Raw genomic sequence first — 17,193 nt, forward strand, 5'->3', positions numbered from 1 at the left:
TTATTTAGAGGCTCCGCAATAGCCGTAGAAGGATTGCATCCTCGTCAAGGGACCTCAATCGGCTTTTATGGATCAGTTTCTCGCTTCAGTAGAAAAGCGGGCATTCACTATGGCGAAATATGCTGTAGGGGACCGTGATGATGCGCTGGATATCGTTCAGGACTCTATGCTTGCACTCGTCAAAAGCTATAGCTGCAGAGACCGTGCGGAGTGGCGCCCATTATTTTTTACCATTCTTAATAACCGCATAACCGATTGGCATCGTCGCAAGAAAAACCTGTCCCGTTGGCAGCTGTTGAAAGATAAACTTCCTATTAATAGCGAAGGCGATGAATGGGATCTGAGTGAATTTCCCGACCCCAACGGCCGCAGCCCGGATAGTGTCCTAATCGGTGAACGTACGATTGATGCCATTGACCGCGCCATTGAAAAGTTACCTCTGCGTCAACAGCAGGCTTTTTTGTTGCGCTGCGTTGAAGGCTTTAATGTCAGTGAGACAGCAGGGGCTATGGCTTGTAGCGAGGGAAGTGTGAAGACTCACCTCTCTCGAGCATTGCGCAGCCTGCGGGTTCATTTGGAGGCGATGGAATGAGTAATTTAGAAAACAATTCATCGACTAACGAGAAGCGTATACTCGGAGCGGCCAGTGCCGCTGTTATACGTAGAGAGAGATCGCTCGATACGGAAACCCTGGCTGAGTTGCGGCGAATCCGCTCCGCAGCGCAAGATCAAAATAATAAAAAACGGTACTTTTCACTTAACACCTTGTATCCATACCTTCCAGTTACAGCGGCTTCTGCCGCAGTGCTATTTCTTGCTCTATGGTGGCCCAGTTCTGTTATCAATAATGAAAGTCGTACAGAGCTGCTAGTGAGTGGTGATTGGCTGCTGGACGAAGATATGGATATCGAGATGATTGAGGATATGGAGTTTTATCAGTGGTTGGCGGAGGAGTTGGATGGGCACTCTTCGTAGTGTTTTATTCATCATATCTATGTGTGCGCTCGTATTTCCAGGTACTACCGAGGCGGAGGAAGCTGAGCCTCTGCCGGAGGAATTCCTGTTATTCCTGGAAGAGTGGGTCGATGAACAAGGTGATGTCGTTATCCCTGAAGATCCCGAGTTGGTTCAAGGTCCCGGGCAAACCCAAGAAGGCACCAAAAGCAAAGATATATGGCTGGGGGACAGTCATGATTAAAACCCTGGTCGCAACTTGTTTGATGGCAGCCTCTCTGCTTTGGGCTGGTATGGCGTGGTCGGTGGAGTGGAAAAGCCTAAGTGATAGTGATCGCAAGCTGTTACAGGGCATGGAAGAGCGCTGGCCCAACATGTCTGATAGCCAGCAGGAGAGGTTGTTGCGGGGTGCGCGTCGATGGAACTCAATGAGCCCTGAGCAGCGCGACAATGCTCGGCAGCGCTATGAAAAATGGCAGTCTCTGCCCCAGGAACGCCGTAATCAGCTGCGGGAATCTTATCGACAGTACCGTGCCCTGCCGGAAGGCAGGCGTGAGAGTATCCGTGAGGCTCGTGAGAGATATCGGCAGATGTCCCCCGAACAGAGAGAGCAAGTGCGCGAGCGCTGGCGGGAAGCTAGGGGCGATAAGAGTGAACCGCAAAGGCCCAGAGGTTATAGGGCTCGGGGAGAGCGAGCGCAAGGGGATAGACTCAGGGAAGATGGGCCTAGGAGGGATAGGTCCGATGAGAATAGACCTAGAGGAAACCGGCACAGAGAAGACCGACCAAGGGGCGACCGGGCGAGAGGAGATAGGCCCAGAAGGGAGCACGAAAGGGGGAGAAGGCACCAGGATTCACGGCCAAGGCGTGATCGAGGGGCCAGTGACCGACGAGAGGGTGATGAGGAGACTGATAGTTCATCTGGGGCTCCTGAATAGTGCCCTGCCATTCAAATTCCAATCCTGAGAGGCTGGCTTATCGTTTTACCTCGCTGCTACGCTGGTACGACAGTGTAATTCAGCGTCTATTCAGATCATCTTAAGTAATCTGGCTCCCGTTGATGACTAGCGGGAGATATATCGTGCAACTATACAAACAGCTAATCGCGGGTGCGGCAGTTGCGGCACTGGTGGGTCTAAGTTCTACTGCCAGCGCGGGCCCCCGAGGCTATGCTGCGGGTGGCTATGATTATGCGCGAGTTACCGAGGTTACTCCCGTCTACACCGATGTTCAGGTTGTTACACCGACGACTCAGTGTCGCGATGAACAGGTTGCCTATCGCGAGCCGACTTCCCCGGCAGGTACTGTAGTGGGGGGACTTATAGGTGCTGCAATCGGCAATAACTTAGGCGATCACGGCCACCGTGGACGCTACGGTTATCATCGCAGTCACAATCGTGGCGGCGCCACAATCGCAGGGGCTTTGGTGGGCGCCCTGGTAGGTAACCAGATCAGCCGTGCCAATGCTCCAGTCCACTATGCAACAGAGTCCCGTTGCCATGTTGTAGATGAATACTCTACAAGAAGGGAATTAGTCGGATACGATGTCCGCTATCGGTATAATGGGCAAGTTTACTTGACTCGCACTGACCATCATCCGGGCGATAGAATCCGGGTCCATGTCGACGTCTCACCGGCTCTTTGAGCCCGGTTGAGGGCGGCAGGGAGTTTATAAAGGGTGGAAAATTGGATATCCACAGGAGCCGCACCGTGAAACTGAATCGTACCTTACTTGGCTTTATTGCTTTTACCGCTGTGTTTTTGCCGGCGCTCTGCAGTGCCACGGTACACAGCTACCCCGCTTATGAGCGGGAGAGTTTTCAGCCCCACTTTCTTCGTGTTCAAGGGGGAGAAATCTCAAGGGATCGGGCTGCTTCAATCGTAAAACAACGCTTTGGTGGAAAAATTCTCGCCATTTCTGAGACCAAAAAACAGGGGCGAGCCGTGTATCGGGTGAAGGGACTGTCGGCCAAAAGCCAGGTTTATGTGGTGTTTGTCGATAAACAGAGCGGCCGTATATCCCGCTAGCAGAATAATTGCGAGCCGCAATAAGGTAATTACTATGCGCGCACTATTAGTTGAAGATGAAGCATTACTGCGGCAGCAGCTGGCAGAGTCCCTGCGCACGGCCGGGTATACTGTTGACGAAGCCCCTGATGGAGAAGAGGCACTTTATCTGGGGAGGGAATATCCCTACGACGTTGCAGTAATGGACCTGGGTTTACCCAAAATTGATGGTATCCAGGTTATTGAAACACTGCGCCGTGAAGAGAAGCATTTTCCTATCCTGATTTTAACGGCTCGGGGACACTGGCAGGAAAGGGTCTCCGGCCTGGAAGCTGGCGGGGACGATTACCTGGTAAAACCCTTCCATACTGAAGAACTGCTCGCACGGTTGAATGCCCTGGTGCGTCGTTCCGCAGGTTTCTCATCGCCGACGATTAAAGCCGGACCTATCGTTCTGGATACCAGTGCGCAACGGGTTAGTGTGGATGAAGTTGAATTGGACCTGACTTCGTTTGAGTACAAGGTACTTGAATACCTGATGCTTCATCCGGATGTGGTAGTGTCAAAAACCACCCTGACAGAACATATCTATGAACAGGACTGTGACCGGGACAGTAATGTGATAGAGGTGTTTATTGGACGCCTGCGGAAAAAAATTGATGCGGCAGCCAAGCTTAAGCCTATCGAGACTCTGCGCGGGCGCGGCTATCGCTTTGTGATTCCGCAGTGAGATCCATCAATTTCCCCCTGCTTTCCTATATTCTGGGTTCCTTAAAGGGGCGTCTGGCCCTGGTTACCAGTCTTGTGCTAGTCGGCTTTATTCTTCTTATCTCTGGAGTCCTCGAGCACGCCTATCGCACCTCCCTGAATGAAGCCAAGCAGCGGGAGCTGCAGGTCTACATTTACACCCTGCTGGCGGTTGCTGAGCCGGAAGGTAAAACCCTGATTCTGCCCCCGAGTTTGCCCGAGCAACGCTTCAACCAGCCTGATTCCGGTTTGGTGGGCGCTGTTATTGATCGGGAGGGTGAGATTATCTGGCGTTCGGAGTCAGCCCTGGCAATGCCGCAGCTGGAGTTCTATCCGCTTTCCCAGGGGCAGGAGTCCTATTCGCAGGTATCGGTTCCGGGAGAAGAGGGAAGTTATAGCAGTTTCCGCCAAGGGGTTGCCTGGGGGCTGGAAGATGAAAATTTGTTTACCTTTGCAGTGCTCGAGGATGCGGCCCCGCTACAGGCTCAAGTGGGGCAGTTTCGCTCAACCATGTGGCACTGGTTAGGGTTGGGAGCATTGTTATTAATCCTTGCACAGTGGTTGGTTCTGCGCTGGGGGTTTGCTCCGCTGACAGCCCTGGCTAATGCGCTTCAGGAAATGCAGCGTGGGGGTGCTGATCGATTGGAGGGTAATTTTCCGCGGGAGCTGCGCCCACTGACAGATAACTTAAATCTGTTGATTGAAAATGAGCGCCGCCAGAGAGAAAAAACCCGGCATACATTAGCTGACCTGGCCCACAGCCTGAAGACGCCATTAGCGGTATTGAAAGGTCTTAAATTTTCTGGAGATTCAACAACCGCCGGCAAGACGCTAACGGATCAGGTGCAGCGGATGGACAGTATTATCAGTTATCAACTGCAGCGGGCAGTAACCAGTTCGCCGAAATCCATTATACGGGGGACACCGGTCGCGCCACTGCTCCATAAAATACTGGATGCGCTTGAAAAGGTGTATCGCAGTAAGCCGTGTGATGTCGAAAGTTCCTGTGCTGAAAACACCCTGTTTTATGGTGACGAAGGTGACCTGATGGAAGTCCTGGGTAACTTGCTGGATAACGCTTATAAATATGGTGACGGGAAATTATCGGTTGCCGTTGAGAATATGGAAGATACTCGCAAACTGTCTATTCAGGTTAAAGACAATGGCCCAGGGCTGGACAGTGAGAAATGGCAAGCGGTTACCCAGCGGGGCGTTCGCGCCGATGAACAGCAACCTGGGCAGGGTATTGGACTTGCCGTGGTAGTGGATATTGTTGAGAGCTATGAAGGGCAAATAAATGCAGCCCCCCTTCCTCAGGGAGGTACGGAAATTACGGTACAACTGTAATTTCCGTTTTGCTCGACAAGTCGTTTAACTAGAACCAATTTTCCTGCATGTCGAAAGGAACGCTATTGCCTGATTTCAGCAGTGCGATAGCTGTCTCTGTTTTTGGTAGCTCCCATTCAAAATAGTATTTAGCAGTGTGTAATTTACCCTGGTAAAAATCCTGAGCTTCACTATTAGGATTCTTTTCCAGTGCTTTTTCTGCGATAACTGCCTGCTGTAGCCACAACCAGGCGACTACGGTACAGCCAAATAAATCCAGGTATAGGGTGGCATTACCCAGGCCGCGATCCACATCTTCCTGAAGCTGGGAGAATAATGCAAAACTTGTCTCATCCAACTTTTCCAGGGCTTCTTCCAGCATTTTGGCCATAGATTCGAGCTTAGGTTTATCCCTGGCCTGCATAATCGTATTGCGGATCTCTGCCTGTAACAGTTGGTAGCCAGCAAGATTTTTTGACGGTACTTTCCGGGCCAGTAAATCCAGGGCATGGATGCCTTCTGTACCTTCGTGAATTGCGTTAAGGCGATTGTCTCGATACAACTGCTCTACCGGGTATTCACGAATATAACCCGCTCCCCCCAAAACCTGAATCGCCAACTCATTAGCTTTTAGGCAGTACTTGGAGGGCCAGGATTTTACTACGGGAGTTAGCAGATCGAGTAGTGTTGCAGCATTGTTGCGCTGCTCTTCTGTAGGGGCTGTATGCTCATCCTCGTAAAGTGAGGTGGCATAAACACTCAAGCTTAAGCCACCTTCAGCATAGGCTTTTTGCATCAGTAGCATACGGCGAACATCGGCATGCTGGACGATAGGGACCTGTTTGGATTCAGGATCTCGGTTAGATGGCATACGCCCCTGCGGGCGGCCCTTGGCGTACTCAAGAGAGTAAGTGTACCCCTGGTATCCAAGTACAGAAGCGCCAGCTCCCACACTGATACGGGCTTCATTCATCATTTGGAACATATACTTCAGGCCCTGGTGGGGTTCACCGATCAGGTAGCCTACAGCGCCACTGTCCTCACCAAAGCTCAATACCGTTGATGTGGTATTGCGGTAGCCCATTTTATGTAGCAGGCCTGCGAGTTTTACATCATTGCGTTTTGCCGGTTTCCCCTGCTCGTCCAGAAGGAATTTGGGAACCAGAAAAAGCGATATTCCCTTCACACCTGCGGGTGCGCCTTTAATTTTTGCCAGAACCAGGTGAACGATATTCTCAGTGAGGTTTTGATCGCCACCAGAAATATACATTTTCTGCCCATGAATGCGGTAGCTGCCGTCTTCTTCTGGTAGGGCGCTAGTGCGAATGTCTGACAGTGCGGAGCCCTGATCCGGTTCAGTTAGTGCCATAGTCCCGGCAAAACGCCCGTCCAGCATTTGCGGAAGGAATTGCTTTTTAAGCGACTCGCTGGCGAAAGTGCGAACCAGATTGGCCGCGCCTATGGTCAAGAACGGGTAGCTAGCACTGGCAACGTTTGCTGCAGCCATATAAGCGAGTGCTGTGCGCAGAATAACTTCTGGCAATTGCAGCCCGCCTTCCTCAGCATCACAGTGAGCGGCAAGAAATCCTGCAGAGGCAAAAGCATCCCAGGACTGTTTGGTTTCTTCGATAACGCTGACGTTTTCACCATCAAAGCTCGGTTCAATCTCATCGCCTTTGGCGTTGTGATTAGCGAAAAATTTTTCTGCAATGGTGTGTGCAGTATTCAGTGTTGCATCAAAAATTTCACGGGAGTGCTCACTGTACCGAGGGCGATTGATTAGGGCCTCGGTATCTAAAAATTCGTAAAGCAAAAAATCGATTTCACGCTCGTTGAGCAGCTGATGGGCCATGTTTACCTCTTACATTATTCTTTTTGGGTAATCCGTTTAATTTCCAGGTAGTTTTCCATTGAATATTTTTATGCTGGAACACTACGATTCAAGTGTATATGTAAACGTGGAGAGGGTGCACTGGGCAATGACTGATTCTATGAATAGACTTGGCGATTATTAGAGTGCTTTTACTCGGATACTCTTTGAAATACTGGTGCTGCGTCTGCAACGGGCTTTGGTACCACCTTGCGCCACAGTTGGGAGGATAGTTCAGCTGGGCTTTGTCGGCACCCGGAAGCAATCCAGTTGCCCAGTGATTGAGCCACATCAGGCCAAACTATCCGAAGTGGAGGGGGGCAGTTGGTTAGCCACTTGTCGATCGTATAGGCATTTATCTGTTTTACGATTGTGGCCAGTTTGAGCTGATCGAGCGCTTTGGCATTGGCTTCCTGCTCAAATTGATTGGCGAGAGGCCTACTGAGAATGGGTTTTCCCAGAGCCAGGGTTTCAGCCAATAATTCAAATCCGCTATTGCAGATTACTGCTTTAGAGGTTGCCAGATCCTTCTGAAAGCCATTAATTGAGGGGGCCTTGACTTGAATATTACTAGAGGTAGGTAAATTGTGGGGTATACCGTAGACGATAAACCGATAGGGCAGCCTGGAAAGTTCGTCCAGCATCGGAATAGGCTGTTCGAAAGGCAAGTAAACTAGAATATGTTCACCCAACTCCTGGGAGAGTACAGGTTTCTGAGGGACAATTGGCGGTAGTATTGGGTTGCCGAAGTGGTGCCAATGCAAACCGATACTCTCTTGTGTTGGGGCAAATGATTTTAGTACTGTGCGGGATGCCCACTTATTTCGAGGTGCAGGGATCGGGTATTCAAAGGCGTATTGATGGCCGATACCGATGCTGCGTTTTTTCTTAAATTTTGCTGCCCAGGCCGTAACAGGTTCATAGTCACTGATAATTAAATCAAAATTATTAACCGGCAGTGTTCTTATATCCTTGATGAATCTTACTGCATTGATGTTTCGTAGTGTTGCGAAACTATTCAAGCGGCCGTGACTGTGGATAAAAGTCATTCCCTCCCGCCACCAATAGTCTCCAAAAGAAGACATCTCAAATAAGCTTTCTCTTGGACGGCCTGAAAATAACCACTGGACCTCGAGATTTGGATACTTTTCGAATTGCTTAGCCAGCGCACGGGAGCGACTGATGTGCCCATTACCCGTGGATTGAACGCCGTAAAGTATCTTCATAAAAAGGCAGCACTCACAATTAAACTGACACTGGTCCCCAAAATAGCGCCGGCACAAATATCAGACGGGAAATGAACTCCCAGGCCAACCCTGGCGGCTCCGACACCGGTGGCCCAGATATAACCGAAGCTCCACATAGGGCTCACCTGTATAGACATCGCGGTTATAAATAGGAAGGCGCATGAGGTGTGGCCCGACGGTAAGCTGAAACGATCGTGCGCCACAATTACGGGACGCATGCCCGGGATTGCTTGGGGCGGGCGAAGTCGTCGTGTCGTGTTTTTTATCCCCCAGTACAATCCGCGCTCCAAGGCAACTGCGGTACATGCTAAGTACAGCAGTTGAATGGCTGAATTGAGCCATACATAGGTGAATAAAAGTGCCCCGGCTGCCCACCCATCCCCAGATTTAGATAGCCACAGATAGCGCCGGCGAGAGCTGGGGCGTGATGCCCGCTCAACCATATACAGCACTATGGACACATCAAAACTCTTTAGATTCATCGGTAAGCCTCGCATGCCGACAAGTTACAAATCGATTATTGCACGGACTTGACCGATTTATGTCGCAATAATGAAATCTTGACCAGGCGGGAAGAATAGAATGAAAGAGCTTATTTCAAAGGCTGAAAGATCCAACGAATAGTTGGCGCAAAATTATTCCAAATCAAAATTATAAGTAATTCGATTAATAAACGCTGGGGGTTTTCGGGGTCAGTTGTAAGCTGATAGTACACCTAAGTACCAGCAAGTTAGACAAAAGATTGAGTTGGATTGGGTGCAGATATAACTGAAGAAAGTTGCTTATCTTATTGGAAAAAATAATAGACAGATAAAGTGACTTTGGAGGAAGCATGGCCCCTCCAAAATTAATTATATTTCAGTCAGGTCAGGCAGCTATGTCAAATGCCTGGACTAATTCAAAGCGTGGAGATTTAACGCCGTTTTTAGAAACTGTTTCATTAAACATGTCTTTTGGTCGTACCCAGACGCCATAGCTCCCATAAAGGGCTCGGTACACCACCATAACCTCTTCGGATTCGCTATGTTTTGCGGTATGTAAAACCTCGTACAGATTTCCTTTGTAGTGACGATATAGGCCGCGTTGCATGGGTACCTCTAACTTACGTGGTGGGGGGCAAGCTGTAACTGTTGGATGCGATTCCCGTGAAGTACAGCAGTGCCTGAATAGCGATGTTCGCCTGTAGAAGTAAACTCAAACTTGTAACTGCGGTGAAGGCTGAAAAACCCCCTCTTATCCTTTTTGATTCGAGTACGAACCAAAAGCACGGTGTCGTCCAATAGTTGGACACCGAGCTGTCGGCAGTGATCAGAAGCGGCTCGCCGGACGTGCTCTTTAGCGGCCATACTGGCCCAGATATACCAAAGAACCACAAAGAACAGGGAAAGCCACAGTATGTCGCTGAGAGTGTAATACATTGCTATACAGTTGCTATGATCGCTTTCCTGCAAGAATACCATTTAAGGAGCGCCAATGTCCGGCACGATTTTAATTACTGGCTGCAATCGCGGAATTGGGCTTGAGTTGTGTGTCCAGTTTGCCGAAATTGGTTGGAAGGTCCTGGCTTGTTGCCGGGAACCGAAGAAAGCCGCTGAGCTCGCGATGTTGCAAGAGCGCTACGCCTCGATACAGTTGATTGGCTTGGATGTGACCGACTACGAACAGATGATTTCTCTAGGTAAGGCCTTTCAAGGAGAGCCGGTAGACATATTGCTAAACAATGCAGGCTACTACGGGCCGAAGGGCGTGGGATTTGGCGCTGTTGACCGCGCAGAGTGGCGTCGAGTTTTAGAGTCCAACACTATCGCCCCCTATATGATGGCAGAAACTTTTTGTGACAATGTTGCGGCCAGTGAGCACAAGCTAATCGCGGTGATGAGCAGCAAGGTTGGGAGTATCGCTGATAATCGCTCTGGCGGGGGATATATCTACCGAACTTCAAAGACAGCTGTAAACCAGGTTGTCAAAAGCTTATCTATCGATTTAGAGCCGAGAGGAATCACGGTTCTCGCTTTGCATCCGGGGTGGGTTAAAACGGCTATGGGCGGCCCCGGAGCACTGATTTCTGCTGAGGAGAGTGTCGGCGGACTAAAAAAGCTGCTTTTATCAGTAACGCCAGCAAAAACGGGTCGATTTTATAACTATGACGGGACAGAAATTCCCTGGTAACGCTTGTAATGGGCTGTGACAAAACTCCTTTGAGAATCTAATAGAATGCAGCTCCCACACTCTGCCGGCCTGAATACGAGGTCGCTTGAGTAGCCTTGATCAGTCGAATTTATGCATTTCAACTTTTTTGCATATGGCCGGCGGGTGAGTCTGTTTTGTCTGCTTCGTGCTACTGCCTGCTGATTGCAAGATTGGGCAAGAATACGGAAGAAGTTTTCTATCCCCCAGAGTGGGAACTACCTGAAAATAGCTTCATATCAAGGAATGGTTCTGATAGATCCTTTCAGAGTGTTGGCGGGTTTTACGTTTTAGGCAAGGAATCTTACCTCTTATCAGGGTGTCCTCGAAGGAGTGGAAATCATGAAGTGGCCCAGTGTTTTAACCAAGCGTAAAAGCTTGTCCCCCCAGTTACTGAAGTCACCAATCCTTGCAATTCTCATTGTTGCGGCACTCGTCGGTTATCTGGGCGGAATGCCAATATGGGTAGCGGTGTTGGGTGTTATTGCCTATTACTCCAGGGGGCGTGATTGGCGGGCAGGTGCCTACAATCTCGCATGTGTGGTGACCGGGCTGGGGTTGGGGTTGGGCGCTCAAACAGCGGCACATAAATGGCAAATTGACCCAAGTATCCTGGTTGGGCCGATTGCACTTCTCTTCTCGATTATCAGTGTATGGGCAATGGGAATGGTGACTGGTATTCGGAATGTCACTAGCTATGCCATTGGTATCATTATTGCGTTTCTTGCGCAGTTGGACATTACCTTGGATGCCTATTTTCAACTGATTGCAACGGTATCTATCGGTGCAGTATTTGCCGGCCTGATTGATATTTTATGGCCGCGTCAGCAACGAGCAGTAAGGACTTGTTGAAAGATTAATCTGAGTGCTTGAGGGGAAGGGTTGTAAGGGGTTCAGTAAGATTGAATAGAGGTGTAGTTCAATGGTAAAACGTATATTGCTATCTACAGCAATGGTATTTGTTGCGGCTTTGGCGTTTACTGAACCCTATGAGTCTGAAAGTAGTATCGAAATGGAATACTACAGAACACTTCTTCATTGATGTAATTCGTTTCTTATCTATTTTTTTACCTTGGATTGTAGGAGCCAGTTGTGAAGGAAGAATTTTGGCATGATAAGTGGAAAAGAAATGATATTGGCTTTCACGAGGCGGCCGGCAATTCGTTGTTGACAGAATTCTTTTCCAGTCTCTCTCTGTCTCCGGGTGATCGGATTTTCTTGCCGCTATGTGGCAAAACGAAAGATATTGCTTGGTTATTAGAACAGAATATCTCAGTCGTTGGCTGTGAACTCAATGAGGAGGCCGTGAAGCAGCTCTTCAGTGAAATGGCAGTAATCCCACAGGTAAGCCAGGTTGGTAATCTGAAGTGCTACTCTGCTGCCAACATCGATATTTTTGTTGGCAATATATTCGATTTGGGTAGAGAGGAGTTGGGGCCGGTTGTAGCGATTTATGATCGGGCTGCACTGGTAGCCCTCCCCTCAGATATTCGTGAGCAATATGTCAGACACTTAATGGCTATCACCCAAGTCGCACCGCAACTCCTCGTATCCTTCGAGTATGAACAAACCCAGATGCCTGGCCCACCTTTTTCTGTTGGGAGCCGTTTGATTTATGAATATTATGATGCCGATTATAGCCTACAAGTATTGGCGACAAGAGACGTTGTTGGTGGACTTAAAGGCAAGGTTCCTGCAAGAGAAGAGGCATGGTTGTTAACACCAAAGTGATAATGGCTTTCTCAACAAGCTAAATTTCTGGCAGGGAATGAGAGCCAAGTATTAGTTTTTCCTTTTTTGATTTTGGCCACTTCTTAATGGCTATCTCCATTTTCAAGGCGGTTGATTTATCGGGTAGCCCCACAGAGAACACGAGCGTAAGGGGCCCCTTACCTCGTAGTGCTTTTGCCGCCTTTGGGCCATCACTACAGTGCTCAGAAAAACGCCTCTCCAAATCATTGGTTATACCGGTATAGAGTGTTCCTCTGGCCGTTCGAACAAGATAGAGAAACCAATTCACCCTCAGCTCTTCCTTCTTTTTTATATGGCCCATAGATTCAAGAAAATAAATCCTGCTGCTCATTAGTGCGAGGCGGCGGCTTGAACTGGGAGCAATCCAAGGTAAGGCGCCGATGATCCAAGCCCAGCTTTTTCATTGCCACTTGAAAGCGTCTTTGGAGTAGTTGAGCAAATATGCCTGTGCCAGTTCGCCTTTGGGAAAATTCACTTTGATAATCCTTACCTGCACGGCTTTGCTGCACCAGGCTCATGACATGCTTTGCCCTTTCTGGGTAGTGTACCTCTAACCATTCCCGAAATAGAGGGGCAACTTCATAGGGGAGGCGTAATAGGATATATGCGGCTCTTACAGCCCCTGATTCCCGTGCAGCTGCAAGAATCGACTCCAGCTCACAGTCATTGAGAGCGGGGATCATAGGCGCAGCGAGTACTGCGGTAGGAATGCCCGCTGTACTCAGCTGTTCAATTGTTCGCAGACGAGCAGCAGGGCTAGCGGTCCTTGGCTCAAGCTTACGCTTAAGGGCATTATCTAGCGTGGTCACACTAATGGCGACTTGGGCCAAGTTATCTTGTGCCATTTCTGCCAGCAGTGGGAGGTCCCGCAAGATTAGCTGGCTTTTGGTGACAATGGTTACCGGCTGGCGAAACTCCTGCATAAGCTCCAGTAAACTACGGGTTATCTCTTTCTCTCGTTCCAGAGGTTGATAGGGATCGGTATTGGCTCCCAGAGCGATGGGACTGCACTGGTAGCTCTTCTTTCGTAGCGCTTTCTCTAAAAGCTCAGCAGCATTTGGCTTGTAGAAAATCTTGGTCTCGAAATCGAGCCCTGGTGATAAATCCATATAGGCATGGGCTGGGCGGGCATAACAATAGATGCAACCATGCTCACATCCCCTGTAGGGGTTTATCGATTGGGAGAAAGGGATATCTGGAGATTGATTAGTCGAGATAATAGTTTTCGCCTTTTCCTCAATGGATGAGGTTATTAGTCTCACCGGCTGATCAGGCTCCACTTGCCAGCCATCAGTTTCACGGGAGCTGGAAAGTTCAGCAAAGCGCCCTGGGAGGTTAGAAGCGGTTCCTCGGCCCTTGCATGGGGATGGCGCTTTAGTGGAAGGATGATCTGACATTTTTTTAGCGATAACTGTATTAATGTACAGTTTACGCCTTAATTTTGGAGGATTGCAAGCCTTAGCGGATTTACCTGGAGAGGAAAATAAGTCTGGATTTGGTTTCCCTAAGAGGCAATGCCTCTTAGGGTCTAATTGTGCTCTTAGATACTGTTTAGGCAGTGACTGCGGGGTTATATTTCGATTCCATTGTCAGCCCGGGTCTTTCGTCATCCCAAATCATATGCACTACCTTCCAGGATTCGCCATCGTTCAATAGCTGGATACTATTTATCCCTCTTTTTAGGAATTGGGTTTTCTCCTTATCGCTCCAGGCCTCATAAATACTGAAGACGTGAGCAATATTTCCAAATTGCTCGATAATGTTGTGTATTTCAGCTTCATAGAAAGGGCGATCTGCAATTAGATTTTCAAAATTTTCTGGATATTCTTGGACGCTGAGGATCGTAGACTGGGGCTTGCCATTGCTATCCACAAATGTGCGAATCATTTTCGCATCAGGGGAAAATAATGATGCCTGTCTTTCCCAGTCGCGTTGAAAACCTGAAGGGCCAGAGATTCCACTATATAATTCATCGATAACTTGTTGTATTTCCATATTATTTGTCATATTTCTATCCTTGTCTAATTTCAATTAAAAGCTTTGATTGTCTAGCCGGTGACCCTGAGTTAATATTTAATTCTATTTTGTATATTGAAAATACCCATGCCGACTCGCTTGAATATTTAGTGCTGTCATTAGTGAGCAGATTCAAAGCTGTCATTATGATATCAACTGAAAGTGAGCTTATCTACAAAGCCGCTAGGTGTGCATAGCTACGAGATAGTGTGTCACTTCACTTTTTATGTCGTAATTGTTTGATTTATATGTGGTTTTATTATTTTCTATAATTGGTATGAATGCCTAATAGGTACGGTAGCTTCAACCATGAAATCGGAGATACCCTCTCGGGAGATGGGACGCCAAGAAGCTCTTCATGTAGAGCTGTCTAGGCAGTCAAAAGGGGGCTTGCAACTTATTTCTTTTATTCGAGTTTGTGAGCCTCTAGCAATTGATACGCTACGTTCTGGCCTTAAAATACTACACCAGTATCATCCCCTCTTGCGAGCCCGCGTCGAGAAAGATAATAAATATCGGTGGGTTTGTGATGTGAATTTTTCCGAAATACCTATAGATGTGTACCGGCTAGATAAGGAAATGGATTTTGAGGGAGAGTACTCAAACCAGGCCCAAAAATATATAGACAGTGATAGATATGCATATTGTCTAAGCATATTTTGCAATCATGAAGGTTTAGTGCAGTGGGTTATTGTCAATAATATTCATGCGATTATGGATGGTCGTTCTATTATGACTCTGTTCTTGCAGTTGGATCAGTTAGTACAAAAAAATAAACCCTTTAGAGACAATGAAACGCTACCTCTTGGGGAAAGCATCGCTAAAAATTTAGAAGTCGCTGGATATGTAGGTGAAAAACATATATTTCATGATGCGGATGATCAAAAATTAAACTGGCCTGTTGAGAAGGTTGCACCGGCAAGTAAACGGCAGGCTGGTGCAATAGCGAGACTATTGTGTCCTGAAGATCTCCATCAGCTAGCAAAAATAGGTAAAGACCGAGGAGTAAAGTTAACCGCAATTCTTTGTGCAATTGCTTCCATTGCTTCAGTAGTCCTACCAACCTATAAAAAGGGAGAGGAGATTATTTTAGCTTTAGATGGAAGAGGCTTATGTACCCCCCCGATCCCATTAGAGCATATTGGTTCGTTTTCGCAAACTACTCAGTTATCTATTCCTGAAGACCCTACATCGGTTGATATCATAGATTTTGCTGAAAATTTACAGTCCCAAATATACACGGTACTAACTAAACAACGTCCGATGGCAAAAAAAATTGTGTCTGCATACACTGTTGCTGAGGTGGAAGCTATGGCAAGAGAGACAATCTCTGGCTCAGAATCCTTCTTTGCCGGTATTTGCGTATCTAATGTAGGAAGTTTAAGTAAATTAGGTGGAAGGATGAAATTTTTTGATATTGAAAAAGGAATGGTGACCCAAACTAATGGGCTAAACCCATTGACGGTCATTTCATATACAACCAATAAGAACTCGGTTTTTGTATTTGGTTACTGTGAACCACTTTTGAGTCGAAATAGTGTTCTTCTGTATATAAAGCGGTATATGGATATTATTGGTGGTCTAATTCATTAGTTTTTATACAGGGTTTCTAGAATGCTTTCTTGTTTTTATGTGAGGATTTCAAGGGAAGATTGAATTATTCTTGTGTTGTGTTGTGTTGTGTTGGTTAAGATATCAATTTAAATACATAGATTGTTAGGCGCATTTGCTATTTCTTACTCGGTTGCGATGATTTTCTCCATAGTGGTGATGACGATTTGGTGGAAAGAAATTCTTGTAGAGGTTATTAATAATCGATATTCATACGAAGGTTAGTTGAATTCTATTTAAGTGAGGAATAATAAGATATCTATCCATTAGCAATGTTTTTTAATATTTTATCTGTATAGACGAAGGAATCAATCGATTGTTAACTAGATTGTGATTGTGCTGACTGTCTTAGTGATCTGCTCTCTGTATCAATAGCCAATATCAACAAACAGTTTCTAACTATTTTCCTATACTGAGGATAATGCTTCTTGTATTACATGTAATGTACCCATTAGCAAATGTGAGGCCTGCATGGAGAAAGAGCCACTCTCACGTGAGTTGGGGTCCCAAGAAGCTCTATTTATTGAATTGACTAATGAGTCTTACGATGGAACTCAGCTAATATCGTTTGTTCGTCTCCGCGATTCTGTTACTTTCGAGCAATTTTGCAGAGGTTTTACCTTTATCCATAGAAGACGCCCAATTCTTCAGGTGAGGGCCAAGAAGGGCACCAAGCCTTCTTGCATTTGTGATGTTGAATTTGAAAAAGTACCTCTAATCATAAAGCATTTAAATAAATCATTAGAATATGAGATTGAATACCTTTGGCAGCAAAATCAATTTGTTGAAATAGAAAATTGCGCCTATGAGATTACCTTGCATTTTAACGTGAATGATGAAGTTGAGCGGGTCATCATTGTTAGCAATCATACTGCATTGGATGGCCAGTCAAGGTTGGTACTTTTTTGCGATCTAGACAGGTTCCAGGAGAGGAAGAGAAGCTATACTGGCCAAGAACCTAAACTACTAAGAAAAAGTACGGGTGAGTATTTTAATTTGTCTGGATTCAAGGATGTCGATTTATTTAATGTGCGGAAATCCAATAGCTGTAGTAAATGGAAAGTAGAGCAAGCGGTACCCATTATAGGAATAAAAGGATACTCAACACTTAAATTGATATCCCCTGAAGTTGTTTCCGTTTTTGCTGCGCAATGTATATCTACATTTCCAGAAATCACTGTATTTCCTGTTGGTATTTGTGTTTCTAATACCTGTAATATGCAGCGATTAGCTGGTGGGCTTAAATACTTTGAAATTGAGTCAGGCATTGTCGCACAAGTCCACGTTGCCCACCTGCTAATAGTTATTACGTATACCACCTGTAGAAAAACCATTTTTGTATTTGGATACTGTGAGCCCTTAACTAGCCATGAGAGTGCACATTTGTATGTGGAGTCATACTTAAAACTTGTAAAGTCTCTACTTGTAGATGAGTGTGTTCAATGAGAGTGTGTCTGTATTCGAAGTGCGAATGCA

The 17,193-nt window shown here is 47.0% G+C and carries 21 protein-coding genes; 13 read left to right on the forward strand and 8 right to left on the reverse strand.

The annotated features are described in order from the left end of the window. Window positions 1-67 precede the first annotated feature (67 nt). The 8 genes from ACJJI8_RS13035 to ACJJI8_RS13070 all read left to right on the forward strand — a co-directional run bounded on the left by ACJJI8_RS13035 (window position 68) and on the right by ACJJI8_RS13070 (window position 5,055). On the forward strand, window positions 68-592 hold the full coding sequence (locus tag ACJJI8_RS13035) for an RNA polymerase sigma factor (RefSeq protein ID WP_444912518.1): 525 nt from the start codon (window positions 68-70) through the stop codon (window positions 590-592). Beyond that, window positions 589-975 carry a hypothetical protein gene (locus ACJJI8_RS13040; RefSeq protein WP_413664969.1) on the forward strand — a complete coding sequence of 129 codons (387 nt, stop codon included), beginning with the start codon at window positions 589-591 and terminating at the stop codon, window positions 973-975. Before ACJJI8_RS13035 ends, ACJJI8_RS13040 begins: the two co-directional genes overlap by 4 nt. Then, window positions 959-1,198 (forward strand): hypothetical protein, encoded by a 240-nt coding sequence (locus ACJJI8_RS13045; protein WP_444898060.1) that lies wholly within the window; start codon window positions 959-961, stop codon window positions 1,196-1,198. Before ACJJI8_RS13040 ends, ACJJI8_RS13045 begins: the two co-directional genes overlap by 17 nt. Further along, the gene (locus ACJJI8_RS13050) at window positions 1,191-1,892 is read left to right on the forward strand and encodes a DUF3106 domain-containing protein (RefSeq protein ID WP_444932625.1); all 702 of its coding nucleotides are present in this window, start codon (window positions 1,191-1,193) and stop codon (window positions 1,890-1,892) included. Before ACJJI8_RS13045 ends, ACJJI8_RS13050 begins: the two co-directional genes overlap by 8 nt. A gap of 143 nt (window positions 1,893-2,035) precedes the next feature. Beyond that, the gene (locus ACJJI8_RS13055; RefSeq protein WP_413664972.1) at window positions 2,036-2,599 is read left to right on the forward strand and encodes a glycine zipper 2TM domain-containing protein; all 564 of its coding nucleotides are present in this window, start codon (window positions 2,036-2,038) and stop codon (window positions 2,597-2,599) included. Between the two features lie 65 nt (window positions 2,600-2,664). Beyond that, complete coding sequence (locus ACJJI8_RS13060; RefSeq protein ID WP_282931896.1) at window positions 2,665-2,982, forward strand: PepSY domain-containing protein; 318 nt, start codon at window positions 2,665-2,667, stop codon at window positions 2,980-2,982. Between the two features lie 34 nt (window positions 2,983-3,016). Next, window positions 3,017-3,691: a response regulator transcription factor gene (locus ACJJI8_RS13065; RefSeq protein ID WP_444932626.1), complete on the forward strand. Its 675-nt coding sequence runs from the start codon at window positions 3,017-3,019 to the stop codon at window positions 3,689-3,691. Beyond that, complete coding sequence (locus tag ACJJI8_RS13070; protein WP_444932627.1) at window positions 3,688-5,055, forward strand: ATP-binding protein; 1,368 nt, start codon at window positions 3,688-3,690, stop codon at window positions 5,053-5,055. Before ACJJI8_RS13065 ends, ACJJI8_RS13070 begins: the two co-directional genes overlap by 4 nt. A gap of 28 nt (window positions 5,056-5,083) precedes the next feature. Here the strand turns inward: ACJJI8_RS13070 and ACJJI8_RS13075 are convergent, their stop codons facing one another. The 5 genes from ACJJI8_RS13075 to ACJJI8_RS13095 form a co-directional block, all read right to left on the reverse strand. Continuing rightward, window positions 5,084-6,886 (reverse strand): acyl-CoA dehydrogenase, encoded by a 1,803-nt coding sequence (locus ACJJI8_RS13075; RefSeq protein ID WP_444932628.1) that lies wholly within the window; start codon window positions 6,884-6,886, stop codon window positions 5,084-5,086. 170 nt (window positions 6,887-7,056) lie between these two features. Further along, window positions 7,057-8,130: an MJ1255/VC2487 family glycosyltransferase gene (locus ACJJI8_RS13080; RefSeq protein ID WP_444932629.1), complete on the reverse strand. Its 1,074-nt coding sequence runs from the start codon at window positions 8,128-8,130 to the stop codon at window positions 7,057-7,059. Continuing rightward, entirely contained in the window at window positions 8,127-8,633 is a 507-nt protein-coding gene (locus tag ACJJI8_RS13085; protein WP_413664977.1) for a phosphatase PAP2 family protein, read from the reverse strand. The genes ACJJI8_RS13080 and ACJJI8_RS13085 overlap by 4 nt, the downstream gene beginning before the upstream one ends. A gap of 385 nt (window positions 8,634-9,018) precedes the next feature. Then, the gene (locus ACJJI8_RS13090) at window positions 9,019-9,240 is read right to left on the reverse strand and encodes a DUF1653 domain-containing protein (RefSeq protein ID WP_444927249.1); all 222 of its coding nucleotides are present in this window, start codon (window positions 9,238-9,240) and stop codon (window positions 9,019-9,021) included. An 8-nt stretch (window positions 9,241-9,248) separates the two neighbouring features. Next, a complete protein-coding gene (locus tag ACJJI8_RS13095) occupies window positions 9,249-9,611 on the reverse strand; it encodes a DUF3301 domain-containing protein (RefSeq protein ID WP_444898052.1) in 363 nt (120 codons plus the stop codon). 13 nt (window positions 9,612-9,624) lie between these two features. Here ACJJI8_RS13095 and ACJJI8_RS13100 point away from each other — a divergent pair, with 13 nt between their 5' ends. The 3 genes from ACJJI8_RS13100 to tmpT all read left to right on the forward strand — a co-directional run bounded on the left by ACJJI8_RS13100 (window position 9,625) and on the right by tmpT (window position 12,069). Next, complete coding sequence (locus tag ACJJI8_RS13100; RefSeq protein WP_444932630.1) at window positions 9,625-10,320, forward strand: SDR family oxidoreductase; 696 nt, start codon at window positions 9,625-9,627, stop codon at window positions 10,318-10,320. A 360-nt stretch (window positions 10,321-10,680) separates the two neighbouring features. Continuing rightward, window positions 10,681-11,190, forward strand: a complete 510-nt coding sequence (locus ACJJI8_RS13105; protein WP_444912525.1) for a DUF1097 family protein — start codon at window positions 10,681-10,683, stop codon at window positions 11,188-11,190. Window positions 11,191-11,430: 240 nt separating this feature from the next. Next, the gene (tmpT, locus tag ACJJI8_RS13110) at window positions 11,431-12,069 is read left to right on the forward strand and encodes a thiopurine S-methyltransferase (protein WP_444932631.1); all 639 of its coding nucleotides are present in this window, start codon (window positions 11,431-11,433) and stop codon (window positions 12,067-12,069) included. Between the two features lie 19 nt (window positions 12,070-12,088). On the opposite strand, the gene ACJJI8_RS13115 is transcribed toward tmpT, so the two are convergent. From ACJJI8_RS13115 to ACJJI8_RS13125, 3 genes are all read right to left on the reverse strand, one after another. Next, window positions 12,089-12,421 (reverse strand): GIY-YIG nuclease family protein, encoded by a 333-nt coding sequence (locus ACJJI8_RS13115; RefSeq protein WP_444905908.1) that lies wholly within the window; start codon window positions 12,419-12,421, stop codon window positions 12,089-12,091. After that, complete coding sequence (locus ACJJI8_RS13120) at window positions 12,396-13,487, reverse strand: PA0069 family radical SAM protein (protein ID WP_444932632.1); 1,092 nt, start codon at window positions 13,485-13,487, stop codon at window positions 12,396-12,398. The genes ACJJI8_RS13115 and ACJJI8_RS13120 overlap by 26 nt, the downstream gene beginning before the upstream one ends. 154 nt (window positions 13,488-13,641) lie before the next feature. After that, complete coding sequence (locus ACJJI8_RS13125; RefSeq protein WP_444905907.1) at window positions 13,642-14,097, reverse strand: Cif family virulence factor; 456 nt, start codon at window positions 14,095-14,097, stop codon at window positions 13,642-13,644. A 345-nt stretch (window positions 14,098-14,442) separates the two neighbouring features. On the opposite strand from ACJJI8_RS13125, the gene ACJJI8_RS13130 reads away from it, so the two are divergent. Both ACJJI8_RS13130 and ACJJI8_RS13135 read left to right on the forward strand, forming a co-directional pair. Next, the gene (locus tag ACJJI8_RS13130; RefSeq protein WP_444932633.1) at window positions 14,443-15,699 is read left to right on the forward strand and encodes a hypothetical protein; all 1,257 of its coding nucleotides are present in this window, start codon (window positions 14,443-14,445) and stop codon (window positions 15,697-15,699) included. A 489-nt stretch (window positions 15,700-16,188) separates the two neighbouring features. Next, on the forward strand, window positions 16,189-17,163 hold the full coding sequence (locus ACJJI8_RS13135) for a hypothetical protein (RefSeq protein ID WP_444932634.1): 975 nt from the start codon (window positions 16,189-16,191) through the stop codon (window positions 17,161-17,163). Window positions 17,164-17,193 lie beyond the last annotated feature (30 nt).

The sequence above is a fragment of the Microbulbifer maximicatervae (SeqCode) genome, assembly GCF_052467695.1.